This window comes from Silvimonas sp. (assembly GCF_031291215.1).
GTDB classification, from domain to species: domain Bacteria; phylum Pseudomonadota; class Gammaproteobacteria; order Burkholderiales; family Chitinibacteraceae; genus Silvimonas; species Silvimonas soli.
Window position 1 is genome coordinate 81,949 of the sequence record NZ_JARLJK010000059.1, and the last position, 15,672, is coordinate 97,620.

14 protein-coding genes are annotated in these 15,672 nt (G+C 57.8%); 6 read left to right on the top strand and 8 right to left on the bottom strand.

Annotation, left to right across the window (positions count from 1 at the left end; genetic code table 11):
* Nucleotides 1-25: 25 nt before the first annotated feature.
* The 4 genes from argJ to P4L78_RS04985 form a co-directional block, all read right to left on the bottom strand.
* Entirely contained in the window at nucleotides 26-1,255 is a 1,230-nt protein-coding gene (gene argJ / locus P4L78_RS04970; RefSeq protein ID WP_283148281.1) for a bifunctional glutamate N-acetyltransferase/amino-acid acetyltransferase ArgJ, read from the bottom strand.
* 181 nt (nucleotides 1,256-1,436) lie between these two features.
* A complete protein-coding gene (locus tag P4L78_RS04975) occupies nucleotides 1,437-2,093 on the bottom strand; it encodes an FAD-dependent oxidoreductase (protein WP_309327133.1) in 657 nt (218 codons plus the stop codon).
* Nucleotides 2,094-2,279: 186 nt separating this feature from the next.
* Nucleotides 2,280-3,317 carry an A/G-specific adenine glycosylase gene (mutY, locus tag P4L78_RS04980; protein WP_309327134.1) on the bottom strand — a complete coding sequence of 346 codons (1,038 nt, stop codon included), beginning with the start codon at nucleotides 3,315-3,317 and terminating at the stop codon, nucleotides 2,280-2,282.
* Between the two features lie 5 nt (nucleotides 3,318-3,322).
* Nucleotides 3,323-5,596 carry an AsmA family protein gene (locus tag P4L78_RS04985; RefSeq protein WP_309327135.1) on the bottom strand — a complete coding sequence of 758 codons (2,274 nt, stop codon included), beginning with the start codon at nucleotides 5,594-5,596 and terminating at the stop codon, nucleotides 3,323-3,325.
* Between the two features lie 151 nt (nucleotides 5,597-5,747).
* On the opposite strand from P4L78_RS04985, the gene P4L78_RS04990 reads away from it, so the two are divergent.
* The 3 genes from P4L78_RS04990 to rlmD all read left to right on the top strand — a co-directional run bounded on the left by P4L78_RS04990 (nucleotide 5,748) and on the right by rlmD (nucleotide 8,099).
* The gene (locus P4L78_RS04990; RefSeq protein ID WP_309327136.1) at nucleotides 5,748-6,158 is read left to right on the top strand and encodes a thioesterase family protein; all 411 of its coding nucleotides are present in this window, start codon (nucleotides 5,748-5,750) and stop codon (nucleotides 6,156-6,158) included.
* Nucleotides 6,159-6,160: 2 nt separating this feature from the next.
* Nucleotides 6,161-6,643, top strand: a complete 483-nt coding sequence (locus P4L78_RS04995) for an LEA type 2 family protein (RefSeq protein WP_309327137.1) — start codon at nucleotides 6,161-6,163, stop codon at nucleotides 6,641-6,643.
* Nucleotides 6,644-6,797: 154 nt separating this feature from the next.
* Nucleotides 6,798-8,099: a 23S rRNA (uracil(1939)-C(5))-methyltransferase RlmD gene (gene rlmD / locus P4L78_RS05000; protein ID WP_309327138.1), complete on the top strand. Its 1,302-nt coding sequence runs from the start codon at nucleotides 6,798-6,800 to the stop codon at nucleotides 8,097-8,099.
* A 121-nt stretch (nucleotides 8,100-8,220) separates the two neighbouring features.
* Here rlmD and P4L78_RS05005 read toward each other — a convergent pair whose 3' ends face one another.
* On the bottom strand, nucleotides 8,221-8,427 hold the full coding sequence (locus P4L78_RS05005; RefSeq protein ID WP_283148288.1) for a hypothetical protein: 207 nt from the start codon (nucleotides 8,425-8,427) through the stop codon (nucleotides 8,221-8,223).
* 230 nt (nucleotides 8,428-8,657) lie between these two features.
* Between P4L78_RS05005 and pnuC the strand changes: the two genes are divergently transcribed.
* The gene (pnuC, locus tag P4L78_RS05010; protein ID WP_283148289.1) at nucleotides 8,658-9,230 is read left to right on the top strand and encodes a nicotinamide riboside transporter PnuC; all 573 of its coding nucleotides are present in this window, start codon (nucleotides 8,658-8,660) and stop codon (nucleotides 9,228-9,230) included.
* Nucleotides 9,227-9,736, top strand: coding sequence for an ATP-binding protein (locus P4L78_RS05015; RefSeq protein ID WP_309327139.1), 510 nt, complete (start codon nucleotides 9,227-9,229; stop codon nucleotides 9,734-9,736). Before pnuC ends, P4L78_RS05015 begins: the two co-directional genes overlap by 4 nt.
* 41 nt (nucleotides 9,737-9,777) lie before the next feature.
* On the opposite strand, the gene P4L78_RS05020 is transcribed toward P4L78_RS05015, so the two are convergent.
* The 3 genes from P4L78_RS05020 to xseA all read right to left on the bottom strand — a co-directional run bounded on the left by P4L78_RS05020 (nucleotide 9,778) and on the right by xseA (nucleotide 14,444).
* A complete protein-coding gene (locus tag P4L78_RS05020) occupies nucleotides 9,778-11,778 on the bottom strand; it encodes a UvrD-helicase domain-containing protein (protein ID WP_309327140.1) in 2,001 nt (666 codons plus the stop codon).
* 114 nt (nucleotides 11,779-11,892) lie between these two features.
* Nucleotides 11,893-13,023, bottom strand: coding sequence for a PLP-dependent cysteine synthase family protein (locus tag P4L78_RS05025; RefSeq protein ID WP_283148292.1), 1,131 nt, complete (start codon nucleotides 13,021-13,023; stop codon nucleotides 11,893-11,895).
* A 104-nt stretch (nucleotides 13,024-13,127) separates the two neighbouring features.
* Nucleotides 13,128-14,444, bottom strand: a complete 1,317-nt coding sequence (gene xseA, locus P4L78_RS05030) for an exodeoxyribonuclease VII large subunit (RefSeq protein WP_309327142.1) — start codon at nucleotides 14,442-14,444, stop codon at nucleotides 13,128-13,130.
* A 594-nt stretch (nucleotides 14,445-15,038) separates the two neighbouring features.
* On the opposite strand from xseA, the gene P4L78_RS05035 reads away from it, so the two are divergent.
* Entirely contained in the window at nucleotides 15,039-15,665 is a 627-nt protein-coding gene (locus P4L78_RS05035; protein ID WP_283148294.1) for a MotA/TolQ/ExbB proton channel family protein, read from the top strand.
* Nucleotides 15,666-15,672 lie beyond the last annotated feature (7 nt).

A 15,672-nucleotide genomic window follows, 5' to 3' on the forward strand; every position in this document is an offset into this window, starting at 1 on the left:
CAGACTGGCGCCGGGGTATGGGTTGTTAGCTGCGATAGTCCGCGTTGATCTTTACGTAGTCGTATGAGAAGTCGCAGGTCCAGATGGTGGCATTTTCAGCGCCGCGATTGAGTTTCACCGTAATGGTGATCTCCGCCTCCTGCATCACGCGCTTGCCTTGTTCTTCGGTGTAGCTGGTCGCACGGCCGCCGTCTTTGGCGACCAGCACGTCGCCCAGCCACACTTCCAGCTTGTCGACATCCAGATCGGGCACCGCCGAATAACCAATAGCGCACAAAATGCGGCCCAGATTGGGATCGCTGGCGAAGAACGCGGTTTTGATCAGCGGCGAGCGGCCAATGGCATAACCAACGGCTTTGCACTCTTCGCGCGAAGTGCCGCCTTCCACGTTGATGGTCATGAACTTGGTCGCGCCTTCACCATCACGAATGATGGCTTGGGCGAGAGTTTGTGCCACATCCAGCACCGCGTCGCGCAGCACGGCAAATTCGGCGCTGGTTTCACTGGTGATTTCAGCCGCGCCGGACTGGCCGGTGGCGATCAGGATGTAACTGTCGTTGGTGGAGGTATCGCCATCCACCGTAATGCTGTTGAACGAGCGATCCGCAGTCCACGCCACCAGCTTTTGCAGCAGTTCTTGCGAAACAGCGGCGTCGGTCGCTACATAACCCAGCATGGTCGCCATATTGGGATGGATCATGCCCGCGCCTTTGGAAATACCGGTGACGGTGACGGTTTTGCCATCAATCTGTACCTGGCGGCTGGCCGCCTTGGGCGCCACGTCGGTGGTCATGATGGCTTGGGCTGCTTGCGCCCAGTGGGCTGGTTGCAGGTCTGTCAGCGCGGCGGGCAGGGCCGCGATGATCTTTTCATGCGGCAGCGGTTCCAGAATCACGCCAGTAGAAAACGGCAGCACTTGCTCCGGTGCAATCTGCATTTGCCCGGCCAAAGCCGTACAAATGGCTTGAGCGCGAGCCAGACCATCGACACCGGTGCCGGCATTGGCATTGCCGGTGTTAACGACCAGCGCGCGGATATCGCCACGTGCGGCCAGATGCTCGCGGCACAGGCGTACCGGTGCGGCGCAGAATTTGTTCAGGGTAAACACACCGGCAGCACGGCTACCGGCGGCCAATCGGATGACCAGCACGTCTTTGCGGCCAGCAGTTTTGACACCGGCGGAGGCAATGCCCAATTCAACCCCGGCAACCGGGTGAAGACTGGACGGATCGAGTGCAGGCAGATTGACCGGCATGGTGCTTATCCTTGAGAGCGGCTGAAAACCAACAAGGATACCGGAATCACGTTACATCTGGCAGCGCTGAAGGCGGCATTTTTTAGGGGATAAACAGCGAGGGAAAGCCAGGCGCCTGGCAGGTTGGGCGTAGCGGATACAGGCCGCAGCAATCCGGCGGCATGTTGTTCAGGAAGGATGGTCAGTGCTGGGTGGTAGCAATGCCCGGTGCAGCATGCATGGCGTTGGCCAGTGCTCGGGTGCGTTCCAGATCGAATGATGCCGGATTACTTATTGCCACGGTTTCTTCCGTGTTCTGCCATTCATGCGGTAGCCACTGCGAGCACGCATCCGCAGTCACCACTACGCGGTCAGCACGCATGGTGCCGTTCAGGGTGTAAACGCAGCCTTTTTCCACCGCGAGAATGGTGCGGCAGGGAAAATAATCGATGTGCTGGCTTAGCCAGTGCTTGAGGGTGCGCAGCGCCAGTTGCAAATCACCGTGGGCCAATTCTTCGAACGACCAACCCGGCGCCGGATTGGCGTGCCGGACTGCGCCGGTGAGGCATTCACGCAGGACTTTGGCTTCCAGCTCGTCGCGTTGCAACAGCGACAAACCGGCGGATTGCGCCCGGGCGGTGGGGATGCGGTGCCAGCGCTCGCGGCTGGGGCGGGTGAGCGGCAGTAGCTGCGGTGGCAGCCCGTTTTGCAGAATCAATCCGGCTTCGGCCGGCGCGTGACCGTCAACGCCACTTTCCAGCAGCGCTACGCTTAAACCTCGTTGCAGTGCGACCCAGGCTCGCGAAAGCCCGGCAATGCCACTACCAACGATCACAACGTCCCACACATCCTCACGCATATCCCCTCCTTGGGGGATGACTACATCATTGATGCAATTCGTCTTTTTTAGCTGCATGCCAAATCAGGTTCGTTTGATACGACTGATTGGTCTGGCGCAGCATAGCCCTTGTTGGGCGGCAGGGCACTGCGCTCTGTCAGCTTTTCTTGTAAGTTTATCGGGTTTATTTAGAAAATTGGAAATTGCTTATATAGACGGTAGCAACAGCAGTTTGCGCAGGGCCGTAGGAATGCCTGCAGCGAGGGCTTCTTCGCGGGTAAACCAGCGGGTATTGCTGGCTTGCACGCCAGTTGTCGCCAAAACCCGGGCCGGTTGCGGCGTGATGGTCAGCCGGAAATGAGTGAAGACGTGAACCAGCTCGGGCAGGCTGGGCTCCAGCTCAATCTGCAAACCAAAGCGTGACTGAAAATCCTGTTCTGCTGCCAGCGTCGTGCTGGTTTCCGGCAGGCACCACAATCCGCCCCAGATGCCGGTAGGCGGGCGTTGTTCCAGCAGCAAACGACCGTGATCTGACACCAGCAACATCACGGTTTGCCGCTCCGGGATTTTCTTTTTGGGCTTGGGAGCCGGCAGTTCAAGTTGACGACCCTCGCGCCGGGCTACGCAATCTTCGTTGAGCGGGCAGGTCAGGCAAGCGGGCTTTTTGGGCGTACAGAGCGTGGCACCGAGATCCATGATGCCTTGGGTGTACGCCGGCATATCTGCCGCTGCTGGCAACAAGAATTCTGCCAGCGCCCACATGCGGGTCTCGATGGCTTTGCTGGCGACGTTGCCGTCAATTCCGGCCCAACGTGCCAGCACGCGTTTGACGTTGCCATCAAGTATTGCTGCCCGAGTCTGGTAGCTGAACGCGGCAATGGCGGCGGCGGTGGAGCGGCCCACGCCCGGCAGGCTGCAGATATCTTCTGGTGTGCGTGGAAAAACGCCGCCGAAATCCGCCATTACTTTTTTTGCGGCCGCGTGCAGATTGCGCGCGCGGGTGTAGTAGCCCAGGCCAGCCCACAGTGCCATAACGTCGTCGTGCGATGCGGCGGCGAGATCGGCCACGGTTGGGCAGCGCTCCAGAAAACGCTGGTAGTAGCCGATGACGGTGGTGACCTGCGTCTGCTGCAGCATGATCTCTGATAACCACACGCGGTACGGGTCGCTCACTTGCCAAGGCAAGTCATGGCGACCATGCGTGGCGTGCCAGGCCAGCAAACGTTCGGCAAATGTTGCTGGCATGAGGTTCAGGGCTTCTTCTTGGGGGAAACAGCGGTGGGTGGTGCGGATTTGCCTGCTTTGGCCGGTTTGACAGCGGCTTTGGCGGCTGCCGCGCGGGCCTTTTCAGCTTTTTCGGCAGCGGCTTTCTGGCGTTTGATGAATTGCTCTTTCACGTCACCGTATTCGACGTGATAGTCCGGCGAAGCCAGCGGACCAGACAAAGTAATGGGCAGCGTCAACCCGGCCAGGCTGGCCAGTTCCGGCACACGTGAGTTGGCGGTGGCCTGCATCTGGTAATCGATATAACCCTGACCAAGGTCGATAGCGCCATTGCCGGTGAGCTTGATAACGCCGGTAGCAACGGCCAGATCGCTATTGCGTGCCACGCCGTCCTTGATTTGCAAACTGGCCTGCAGTTGGGTGAAGCGGGTACGCGCATCCAGATCGGCGGGCTGGGTAATATCGCCGCCCAGTAACGCCAGCTGCTTGCTGGTATTGCGTAGCAGCGCTTCAACGTCGATACCGCGAATCGCCCCTTCTTTGAGCTGAAGATGAGCGCTGCCGTTAGTGGTGCGGCGCAAGTCTTCCAGCGAGGTGCCACGGCCGGAGATATCCAGATCAACCTGGCCCCGCCCTTCAAAGCGGCTGGTATCAAGCACGTCAACCAGCAGCGTGTTGATATTGGTGTCCGTCAGGCGCTGGCGGGCGTGAAATGCCGGTTGGTCGCCCGAGGTGTCGATTTCCATGCTGCCGGTCAGTTGCCCTTCGTACAGGGTCGCCTGCAGCGGATCGAGTGTGAGCTTGCGATCCTTGGCGTTGAAGCTCATTGCGATGTCGTCAACGTGCAGGTTCTTCACGACCAGCTCGCCGATCCGCACCTGACCTTGGGCGCGGGCGTGCTGCAGCCAGGTAAAGTCGAGGTCTTTGCTGGGGTCGACCTGTTTGGCGCCTTCACTGACCACCGGCAGATACGGCGTGAGGTCCAGCTTGCTGATATTGAAGTCAAACTGGTATTCGGGCGAGACAAAATCATTCACGCCCAGGCTCATCGAAACCGGTTCGTGGTCCAACTGCCCGCGGCTGGCCAGATGCAAAAATTCCGAGCGCAAATCCAGCGTGCTGTTGCCAGCCAGTTGCAGGCCGATTTCGCCCCGCGGCAAAGCGGCGTTACTGTAACTGCCGGTCAGGTTGTATGCGGGCAATGAGAAGCGGGTACCGCCTTGCATTTCCAGCGGGCTGACAAATTTGGCAGTCAGTTTCTGCCCTGGGCTATTGAGTGCCACGTTGATGCTGGCGGCATCGGCGCGTAGCACACCGCCCTGGTTGCCAGACAGTTTGGGCACCATCATTTGCGCCGAAAGCCGATTGCCCGGGCTCTGCATATCCACCTGCAACTTGAGGCGGTTAAGCGAAATCACGTTATGCACTACGCCGATTTCCGGCAGATCCAGCTCGCCAGTCCAGCTTTGCCCGGCGCGTTTGCCTGATGCACTCAGACGCAGATCGCCACCGGTCAGTCGCAGCGGTTGCCAGCCATAAACCAGATTGCCAATGGCGGTGATTTGCGAATCGGCCACCTTCAAGGAGGGCGAACTATCGCCTTGTTGGGTGATGTCCAGGCGCAAATCGGCCACCAGCAGGCGCCGTTCCTGCGCGTGATAGCGCATGGCCGCGGTGCCTTTGATCTTGCCATGCCATTGCAGCGCTTGCGGGGGGCCGACCTGCAACTCGCCATCCAGCGCGAGTTCACCGTTTTTCGGATCGCCCAGCTTGTCCATGTTCCATTGCAGATTGGTCAGGCGGAAGTTTTCATTCAAACCGTTGTCGCGGTAGGCCAGATCGCCATCGCTGAATGCCACACGGTCGATATCAAAATTGATACCGCTGCCCACATCGCGTTTTCGTAGCAGATCATCAAAGTTGTAGGTGCCATCAGGCTGGCGTTCGATATGCACCTGCGGATGATCTACGTCCAGCCGGTGTACCACCACCGAGCGCGAGCGTAACAGTGGCCATACCGAAAACTCCACGCGCACATGTTCGGCCTGCGCAAACACTTGCGTACTGTGCGGCTCGGTCAGTGTTACCTTGTCCAGCAGCAGCGATGGACGCGGTAACAAGACAAGCCGGGTTCGCCCCTGCACATTGAGCGTGCGCTGGGTATCGTGTTCCATTTGGGCGACCAATGCGTTCTGGGCAAAGTCCGCTTGCAGGAACCAGGGCGCGATTCCGACGACGGCGATTAACGCCGTAATCAGCAAAAGCGTGATCCGGAAAGGTTTGGAGTGGCGCAGGTCCATCTGGAGCGATGCTGCTTTTTATGTAAGTATGGTTGTCGGTGGTCTCGGGATTATCCCTAACACCCGCGGATTTATCAAAGAGCATGTTCGTTTTGGTTTGGTTCCCGCAGTGCTCCTGTACTGCAGTTCACAGAAATCAGATGGAGTTGCAATGCCGTATCGTACCGAGATCAAGGTTCGCGGGTATCACCTCGACCTTTATGGCCACGTGAATAACGCTCGATATCTTGAGTTCCTGGAAGAAGCCCGCTGGAACATGATGGAACTGCATGGCGACCTCGAATGGTTCATGCAACGACGCTATGCCCTGGTGGTGAGCCGCATCGACATCCGCTACAAACGGCCCGCCACCATGGGCGATTTGCTGGTGGTGGAAACCCGCTCGGGTGAAATGGGCGAACGGCATGTCATTGTGGAACAGAAAATCGTGCGGGCCGATAACGGCAAAGTGGTGGCAGAGGCCGAAGTGACGGTGGCAGTCGTGCATCCGGAAACCCCCGGCGCCTTGCCCATGCAAGGCGAGATCGCCGAGCGTTTTGCGCAACTGGTCAGGGAGCACTGAACATGCGGCGTTTGCTGGTACTGATGCTGGTACTGATGCTGGCGCTGTTACTGGCCAGCTGTGGTGGTTTGCCCATGAACTGGGAAAAACCGCGCATTTCTCTGGCTGGCATTACCCTGAAACAGGCCAATTTCTTGCAGCAGCGCTTTACTCTGGCGCTGACGATCCAGAACCCCAACAATATTTCGGTGCCAGTGACCGGGCTGGAAGCGCGGCTCACGGTGAATGGCCAGGAAATGGCGCAGGGTGTTTCCAACGAAGCGCTGACCATTCCGGCGTTGGGTGAGGCGACGGTGCATATTGATGTGATCAGTAATATCTCGCAGCTGATCAAGCAGTTACGTGTACTCAAGCCCGACGAAGTGCCTACCTACAAGCTGGCGGGCAAGATCTACTTGCCAATGAAACCCGATGGCATCGCCTTCAGCAAAACCGGTGATATGCCGCCTCGTGATGAATGGCTGCCCAAGGATTTGCGCTTCTGAAATCCGGCCGTATCGCAGTGTGTAAAAACGGAGCCAAGGCTCCGTTTTTTTGTTGCCCGGCGTCAGCCCAGGCCCGCGTTGGGCGATCTGCAAGCACCATCGTCATGTGCGCAGGTATAATTGTCTGTTTTGTCAGTCCATTAGACTAATCACCATGCCGCAAGCCCGGATTGAATCGCTGGACCACGAAGGTCACGGCGTTGCCCATGTTGAGGGCAAGACCATTTTTATCGACGGCGCACTGCCGTTTGAAACGGTCACCTATAACAGCTATCGCAAAAAGCCTGCTTTCGAGAACGCGCAGGCGCTGCAAATCCATAACGAAAGCTTTATGCGCACCAAGCCGCAATGCCCGCACTTTGGCGTATGCGGTGGCTGCTCTTTGCAGCATATGGAGTTCACGGCCCAGGTCGCTGCCAAGCAACGCGTGCTGGAAGACAATCTGCAGCGCATTGGTAGTGTGAAGCCGGAAACCTTGCTGCCAGCCATTTACGGCCCGCAATGGGGCTATCGCCATCGCGCGCGTTTGTCGGTACGTTACGTTGCCAAAAAGGGCGGCGTTTTGGTGGGTTTCCACGAAAAGCGCTCATCGTTCATCGCCGACATGACTGAATGCCATGTGCTACCCAAGTCGATGTCCGATCAACTGGTTCCGCTGCGTGAACTGGTAGGCAAGTTGTCGATTGTGGATCGCATGCCACAAATTGAACTGGCCATTGGCGAGAACATCACCGTGCTGGTGTTCCGCAATATGGAAGCCATCAACGAACAAGACGAAGCTCACTTCAAGGCCTATGCCGACCAGTGGGGCGTGCAAATCTGGCTGCAACCCAAAGGCCCGGACACCGCTTACCCGTTGTACCCGCTGGATGCTCCGCCGCTCACATACCAGATGCCCGAGTTCGGCATCACCATGCCGTTCAAGCCAACCGAATTCACCCAAGTGAACCACGCGGTGAATCGCGTCATGGTGGAACGGGCCATTCGCTTGCTTGATCCGCAACCGGGCGAAGTCATTGCCGACATGTTCTGCGGCTTGGGCAATTTCACCCTGCCGATCGCCCGCCGCGGCGCCAAGGTGCTGGGTATGGAAGGTCTGCAGCAATTGGTCGACCGCGCTTTTGAAGGTGCCCGCCACAACCAACTGGAACACCTGACTGATTTCAAGGTCGCCAACCTGTTCGAAATGACTGAAGAATGGCTCGATAAACTCGGTCACTTCGACAAAATGCTGATCGACCCGCCACGCGATGGCGCCATGGAGCTGGTCAAGTCGATCAGTGCCGAACATGGCCCCAAGCGCATTGTTTATGTGTCCTGTAGCCCATCCACGCTGGCACGCGATGCCAACATCCTGGTCAATGACAAGGGCTATACGCTCAAGTCGTCAGGCATCGTAAACATGTTCCCGCACACCGGGCATGTGGAATCGATGGCGTTGTTTGAGAAGGATTGATGGTTGTCTCTGCCTGATCGGGCAATAAACCACCAAAATAAAACCCCGGGTCAGACGAGCCGGGGTTTTGTTTTGGAATGAGATTTGATAAAGCCGGATCGAATCCGGTTAGCGGCTATAGTCAGGCAAATGTATCAATCGTGCGGCCCATGCTGACCAGGCCCGAGCCAATAGCGCTCACGCCACTACCCACGGCACTGACGGCTGTGCCGACCACGGTGGCCGCAGTGCCAACCGTCTTCGCCACGGCCTGCACCGGCAACCCGGCAGCACCCGTTATCAGGCTGGGAGCAGCGGCGGCCAGCAATCCTGATGCAATTGAGTTCATGGGCGCTCTCCGGCTGGGTGGCGATAAACGGGAAGTCTGGCCAGGCTTGTCGCCAAAGCCGCTGTAGCCAAGTTGTACCAAGGTTGTAGCATTTGTAGTGGCGCCAAAAAAATGCCACTGCAATATTTTTGCACGATTTGCCCTAAGCGGCCACGCCAAACGGCGTGACTATCTGTGCGTGCTACCATCCCACTCCATTTTGAAACGCCATTGCAAAGGTCAGTTCAGGCATGAGCAATCTTGAAATTATTGGTTTTGTGACCACGCTGCTGGGCATCTGGCTGGCTACACGCGGGCATGTGCTCACCTGGCCTTTGCAACTGGTTGCCAGTTTGCTGTACGTCTATCTGTTTCTGGATGCGCATCTGTTTGGCGAGAGTGTGTTGCAGTTTGTCTACGCCGCGCTGGCGGTGTATGGCTGGTGGAGTTGGCAGCGCAAACCGGTCAGCGATACCGGCAGTACGCGCAGCTTGCCGATAAGTCATATGTCACGCCGAGAATGGGTCTGGATCAATCTGCTGGGCGTGGCATGCACGGCGGGCGTGGCGACCATGCAGGTGCATTTCTTGCCCACGGATGTGCCTGTGCTGGATTCGGGCATTTTTGTGTTCGGTTTGCTGGCGCAATGGATGCAGGCGCGCAAGAAGATCGAAAACTGGCCGTACTGGATTGTGCTCGACACGGTCGCGGCCGGGGTTTACTGGCACAAATCGCTGCAACTGACTGCCGTGCTTTATATCATCCTGGCCGTTCTGGCGGCGTGGGGCTGGTGGCAATGGCGACGTGAGGTTCGCGGGCAATGACGCGCAAAATCGCTATCGTCGGGCCGGAGTCCAGCGGTAAAACCACGCTGGCGCGTGATCTGGCCGCCGCCTTGGGCTGCGATTGGGTGCCGGAATATGTCCGTGAGTATTTTGCGGCCAAGGGCAACAGCGATTATGTGCTGGACGATATCGTCGCCATTGCTCACGGCCAGCGGGCGGTAGAGCAGGGCGTGTTACCGGATCAAGACTGGCTGGTGTGTGATACCAACGGTTTGGTCTGCAAAATCTGGGCAGAAGTACGGTTTGGCCATTGTCCGCAGGAAATCACGGCTCAATGGCCCGCGCATGACTATGCGTTGCACGTATTGGTCGCACCGGATATCCCGTGGGAGCCCGACCCTTTGCGCGAAAATCCGACTGATCGGGATTGGCTGTTTGGTTTATATGAAGCGGCGTTGATTGAGGCAGGTGTGAAATACGTGGTGGTGCGCAGTGGGCGAGAGCAGCGGGTGGCCGCTGTGCTGGCGGCTCTGGCAACAGTTTGAACCGTTGCCGGGATATCGGGATTCTCGCAGCGAACCCCTGGTTACATCCCGCCCAATTTATCCATCAACCCGGCCAGGGTGGCGCGGCCTTCGGTTTTGGTGACCTGATTCTGGCCTTTATCTGGCGCCAATCGTCCGGTAACGCGGATATCCTCGGGTGGCAATTCACGCAGAAAGCGCGACGGCTCGACAATTTGCCACTCGCCAGCACGGCGGCGCTTGCCGCAATAGCTGATGGTCAAGGTGCGCTGGGCGCGGGTAATGCCGACGTACATCAGCCGCCGTTCTTCTTCCACCATGCCCGATTCAATTGAGTTGGCATGCGGCAGGATGTCTTCCTCACAGCCAATCAGAAACACGTGCGGATATTCCAGGCCTTTGGAGGCATGCAGGGTGGACATGCGCACGGCGTCGACTTCTTCTTCATCGCGGCCTTCCAGCATGGTGATCAGCGCGATGGTTTGCATCACCTCAATCAGATTTTTGCCTTTGTCTTCGCTGTGTTTCTTCACCCAGCCGCAGAACTCCTGCACATTTTTCCACTTGGCTTCGGCCGGCTTGGGATCATCGCTGTCGTATAGCCAGGTTTCGTAGTCAATCGCCCCGAGCATTTCTTCCAGCAAGGGGCCCGCTGCCTCACGCTGGGCGCGCGGTTGCATGCGATTGATGAATTCGCAGAAATTGTGCAAAGGCTCGTACTGCTGCGGCTGCACCTGATGAATAAAGCCTTCTTCGTAAGCCGCCGCAAATAGCGAGATCTGGCGATTTGAGGCATAAGCGCCCAGTTTTTCCAGCGTCACGTTACCCACGCCGCGCTTGGGCGTGGTCACTGCGCGGATAAACGCCGGATCATCATCTTCATTGGCAATGAGGCGCAGATAGCCCAGAACGTCCTTGATTTCGGCCCGATCAAAAAATGATTGCCCGCCGGCCATCACGTAGGGAATGCGATGTTCGCGCAACTGCGTTTCGATAATGCGGGATTGGTGATTGCCGCGATACAGCACCGCGTAATCAGAGAACTTGGTGTTGTGCAGAAACTTGTGGTTGAGCATGTTCATCGCCACCATTTCGGCTTCAGCTTCCTCGCTCTTGGCCTCGATCACCTGGATTGGATCGCCAATGCCCAAGTCAGACCACAGGGTCTTTTCAAACAACTTGGGGTTGTTGGAGATCACCGCGTTAGCGCATTTCAGAATGCGCGCCACCGAGCGGTAGTTTTGCTCCAGCTTGATTACCTGCAATGACGGGAAGTCAGTCTTGAGCAGCGCCAGGTTTTCTACATTGGCGCCGCGCCAGGCGTAAATGGACTGGTCATCATCGCCCACGGCGGTGAACTTGCCGTTGCTGCCGGTGAGAAACTTGAGCAGGTCGTACTGGGTGTTGTTGGTGTCTTGATACTCGTCGATCAGCAGGTAGCGCAGCCGTTGTTGCCACTTCAAGCGCACCGCTTCTTCCTGGGTGAACAGGTCAACCGGCAGCCGGATCAGATCGTCAAAATCCACCGCCTGATAAGCCTGCAGCGTGTCCTGATAAGCTCGGTAGAGCTTGGCCAGATGCAGTTCGCCCTCGGAATCTGCGTTCAGCAAGGCACGATCTGGCGACACCCGGTCTGTTTTCAGCATGGAGATGCGGGAGATGGTGGTGCGGATCAGTTGCTTGTCGGTGGTGGTGAGGATATCGGAGATGATCTTCCACTGATCGCCGCTATCCAGAATCGAAAATTGTGGCTTGTAGCCCAGATGTTTCGCTTCTTCACGCAAGATGCGCATGCCCAGCGAGTGAAACGTGCTGACCGTCAGCCCGCGCAAACGGTCGGCGGGTAGCAAGGTGGCTACCCGCTCGTTCATTTCGCGCGCGGCTTTGTTGGTAAAGGTAATCGCCGCGATATTGCGGGCGTCCATTTGCGCCACCTGGATCAGGTAGGCAATCTTTTGCGTAATCACCCGCGTCTTGCCCGAGCCCGCGCCAGCCAGCACCAGGCAAGGGCCGTCCAGATATTTAACAGCGGCGCGCTGCGGTTCGTTCAGGTGATCCAGCATGAAAATCCGGGGAAGTGGCAGAAGGTAGGTCGGGCGCCATTTTACCGGTTGTGGTCATGCTGTTGCAGTTAATGCAGGTGCGGCGCGATAAATGGGTCGACCTGGCGGATTGCTTCAATGATCGTGGCGTGCAATCTGCGTCGTCATCGGCGCGGCGGTTTGCGCGCAGGCGGTAATTTGCTGATGGCCTTCGCTCAGATCAAAGCCATTGGCCGCCAGCCACGCGTCGTTGTAATACGAGTGGATGTAACGGTCACCGCTATCGCAAATCAGCGTGATGATGGAGCCGCACTCGCCGCGTTCCCGCATCTCGCAGGCCAGTTGTAAAACGGCGACAAACTGGCAACCGGTAGAGCCGCCCACTTTGCGCCCGAGTTGATTGGCCAGCCAGCGGGTAGCAGCAATCGACAACATATCTGGCACCTGAAACATGGTGTCGATCACGCCGGGCATAAACGATGGCTCCACGCGCGGGCGGCCAATGCCCTCGATCTTTGAACCACAACCCAGCGTATGGTGGCGTTGGCCAGAGACAAACGCCTCGAAGAACACCGAATTATCCGGATCAGCGCAGGCAATGCGTGTCTTGTGGCGGCGATAACGCACATAACGCCCCAGCGTGGCCGAGGTGCCACCGGTGCCACAACTGGCGACGATCCAGGTGGGCTCTGGGTAGCGCTCCAGTTTCATCTGACCAAAAATAGACTCGGCGATATTGTTGTTGGCGCGCCAGTCAGTGGCACGCTCTGCAAAGGTGAATTGGTCCATGAAATGGCCACCGGTTTCTGCGGCCAGCCGTTGCGACTCAATCGTTATTTGCGTGGCATCGGCCACCAGATGGCAGCGTCCGCCGTGAAACTGGATCGCCGCAATTTTTTCCGGGCTGGTGGTGGCGGGCATTACTGCAATAAACGGCAAGCCGAGCAGGTTGGCAAAGTAGGCCTCAGAGACTGCGGTCGAGCCACTAGAAGCCTCGATCACCGTGCTACTTTTATGCAGCCAGCCATTGGCCAGCGCATACAAAAATAACGAGCGTGCCAGCCGATGCTTGAGGCTGCCGGTCGGATGGCTGGATTCATCTTTCAGATAGAAATCGATATCCGGAAAGCCAGCCAGCTTGAGCGGAATGAGATGCGTATCGGCCGAGCGATTAAAGTCGGCCTCGATAATGCGGATGGCTTCAGCGGTCCAGAGTCTTGAGGCGTGCATGGCAGGCAGGCTGGGAAATGGGCGATGGTGCAGCATGGCATCGGATGCCCGCTGCGCCAAGGTTCAGCTTGTGAGTGGAGACAAGGGCACAGTTGGGCGATTTACCTAGCTCGCGGAATGAGGCCGCCAAATCGCGAAACTCAAAATAATTCCTGTTGCTCCACTGGCTTGCCAGTCACCGCCGCATCGACCGCATCATCCGCAAACCGCACCTTGATGCGATCACCTGCATGCAACTGGTCAGCACGCTGTACCACCTTGCCGTTGGCGGTTTCGACCAGCGCATAGCCGCGCGACAAAACTGCGGTCGGGTTCAATGCCTGCAAGCGCGCCGCCAGATTGCCCAACCTTGCCGCACGTTGTTCCAGACTGCGCACGCGGGCGGCTTCCAGTCGCTGACCGGCGCGTTCCAGCCGAGCGCGGGCTGGCGCGGTATCCGGGCCAGCATGAATCAACCGTAAGCGCATTTGCGCAAGGCTATTGTGTTTGCGTTCCAGCTGTCGGGCTGGCGCCGCTTGCAGACGCAAGGTCAAGGCTTGCAAGCGTTCGCGCTGGCGTTCCAGTAATTCACCCGGATGGCGCAAACGACGGCCGAGGGCATCCAGCTTTTGCATGCGTTGTTGCAACTGCCGTTCAAAGGCGCGTTGCAGATGGCGGCGCTGCTCGTTCAGCCGCCCGAGCCATTCCGCCCGGTTCGGGCTGGCCAGTTCAGCGGCAGCGGTGGGCGTAGCGGCGCGGATGTCAGCGACAAAATCGGCGATGGTGAAGTCGGTTTCGTGCCCAACACCGCTAATCAACGGAATAGGGCATTCGGCAATGGCGCGGGCCACGACCTCTTCATTGAAAGACCACAAGTCCTCCAGGCTGCCGCCGCCACGGCACACAATCAGCGTGTCGACTTCATTGCGCTCGGTGGCTTTGCGGATGGCGTTGGCAATCTCTGCCGCTGCGGTAGCGCCTTGCACTGCGCAAGGGTAGAGGATGACGGGCAGGCCCGGCATGCGGCGGCCCAGCGTGGTCAGCACGTCGCGTAATGCGGCGGCTTTGGGCGAGGTAACGATGCCGACCGCTTTGGGAAAGGTCGGGATGCTTTGTTTGCGCTCGGCGGCAAACAAGCCTTCAGCCGCGAGTTTGGCCTTGAGTTTTTCGAAGGCCTCAAACAACGCGCCCAGACCGGCCGGGCGCATCGCTTCAACGGTCAGTTGATAATCTCCGCGTGCTTCGTACAGCGTGACCACGGCGCGGATTTCTACATGCATGCCTTCGCGCGGCTGAAAATCCAGCAAGCCAGCGCGGTTGCGAAACATTACGCAGCGGACCTGGGCGGTTTTATCTTTCAGGCTGAAGTAGCAATGCCCCGAGTCGTAGCGCTTGAAGTTGGAAATTTCGCCGCTCACCCACAAAACCGGCAGACTGCCTTCCAGTAATTCGCGCACGGTCCGGTTTAAATCGGACACGGTCAAAACGGCGTTTGAAAGACTTGACAAGTTGGAGAACATGCTTCGAAAAACCCGAAATAATCCACAAAAGCCACGCTGCTCAAGGCATAGCGACGTTTTCGCGGGTTGTAGTTGATGTAGTTGCTGTAACTTATTGATTTATAACGAACATGGCAAAATGCACAATTTCCGGGCAACTTGTCTGGACCCCTTTGCCAACAGGCATTTAGGGCCTGTTCAATCAGGTTGTTCACAAAGTTATCCACAGCTTGTGTGGGTAAATGGAAAAAACCAAGGCAGGACGGGCAGTTACCCACTTTCCTTCATTTGGAGTCAGGTAGTACGGGCTCCAAATGCATGTCAAAACGCGTAGCAGTAATGTGCCAGCCGGATAATTGACCCGCTTGATATTGCGCGTTACAAAATTCGCGCGCCCGAACTGGCGTACAAGCGGTATCCTCCGTCGGTGTTTCGCAATTGCCCGCGCGGCAGGCTGGCCCTTCACGACAAGAGGCAATCCGGCTAAAGTTACGCGATTCGTGAAGGCATGCCTATCCCGCTAGCATACCAACGCGCTGTCGCAGACCCATAAAACGCACCACAGGAATTTCTATGCTGGAGATTATTCAAGCCGCTGGCTGGCCGATCTGGTTGATTATTGCGGCCTCGGTCGCTGCGCTGACCATCATCATTGAACGGCTGCTGACGTTGCGCAAAGGCCTGGTTTTACCAGAGGGCCTGCTGGCCCGAGTGGTGCAGGAATACCGCAGTAACGGCGTGAGCGCCGAAATGGTGTCCAAGCTGGCCGTCTCTTCGCCGCTGGGTAAAGTACTGGCCGCTGGCCTGAAGAATGTAAAAAGCTCACGCGAGATCATGAAAGAGTCGATCGAAGAAGTGGGCGGTGTGGTGTCGCATGATCTGGAGCGCTATCTGTCGGCGCTCGGTACCATCGCCGCCATCACGCCACTACTGGGCCTGTTCGGCACCGTAGTCGGCATGATCGAAATTTTCGGTGCGCAATCACCCGCTACCGGCGCGAACCCGGCTGCGCTGGCACACGGTATTTCGGTGGCGCTGTACAACACCGCCTTCGGTATCATCGTGGCGGTGCCTAGCCTGCTGTTCTACCGCGTGTTCCGCACCAAGGTAGATGGTTACCTGGTCGAGATGGAACAACAGGCGGTGAAGCTGGTGGAAGTGGTCCACGGCGAGCGCCAACTGAACAGCACCAACAAGTAAACGGCGG

What these genes read in the sequence shown, in the direction of transcription:
- argJ (WP_283148281.1), bottom strand. Translation starts at nt 1,255, where the DNA reads ATGCCGGTCAATCTGCCTGCACTCGATCCGTCCAGTCTTCACCCGGTT.
- P4L78_RS04975 (WP_309327133.1), bottom strand. Translation starts at nt 2,093, where the DNA reads ATGCGTGAGGATGTGTGGGACGTTGTGATCGTTGGTAGTGGCATTGCC.
- mutY (WP_309327134.1), bottom strand. Translation starts at nt 3,317, where the DNA reads ATGCCAGCAACATTTGCCGAACGTTTGCTGGCCTGGCACGCCACGCAT.
- P4L78_RS04985 (WP_309327135.1), bottom strand. Translation starts at nt 5,596, where the DNA reads ATGGACCTGCGCCACTCCAAACCTTTCCGGATCACGCTTTTGCTGATT.
- P4L78_RS04990 (WP_309327136.1), top strand. Translation starts at nt 5,748, where the DNA reads ATGCCGTATCGTACCGAGATCAAGGTTCGCGGGTATCACCTCGACCTT.
- P4L78_RS04995 (WP_309327137.1), top strand. Translation starts at nt 6,161, where the DNA reads ATGCGGCGTTTGCTGGTACTGATGCTGGTACTGATGCTGGCGCTGTTA.
- rlmD (WP_309327138.1), top strand. Translation starts at nt 6,798, where the DNA reads ATGCCGCAAGCCCGGATTGAATCGCTGGACCACGAAGGTCACGGCGTT.
- P4L78_RS05005 (WP_283148288.1), bottom strand. Translation starts at nt 8,427, where the DNA reads ATGAACTCAATTGCATCAGGATTGCTGGCCGCCGCTGCTCCCAGCCTG.
- pnuC (WP_283148289.1), top strand. Translation starts at nt 8,658, where the DNA reads ATGAGCAATCTTGAAATTATTGGTTTTGTGACCACGCTGCTGGGCATC.
- P4L78_RS05015 (WP_309327139.1), top strand. Translation starts at nt 9,227, where the DNA reads ATGACGCGCAAAATCGCTATCGTCGGGCCGGAGTCCAGCGGTAAAACC.
- P4L78_RS05020 (WP_309327140.1), bottom strand. Translation starts at nt 11,778, where the DNA reads ATGCTGGATCACCTGAACGAACCGCAGCGCGCCGCTGTTAAATATCTG.
- P4L78_RS05025 (WP_283148292.1), bottom strand. Translation starts at nt 13,023, where the DNA reads ATGCTGCACCATCGCCCATTTCCCAGCCTGCCTGCCATGCACGCCTCA.
- P4L78_RS05035 (WP_283148294.1), top strand. Translation starts at nt 15,039, where the DNA reads ATGCTGGAGATTATTCAAGCCGCTGGCTGGCCGATCTGGTTGATTATT.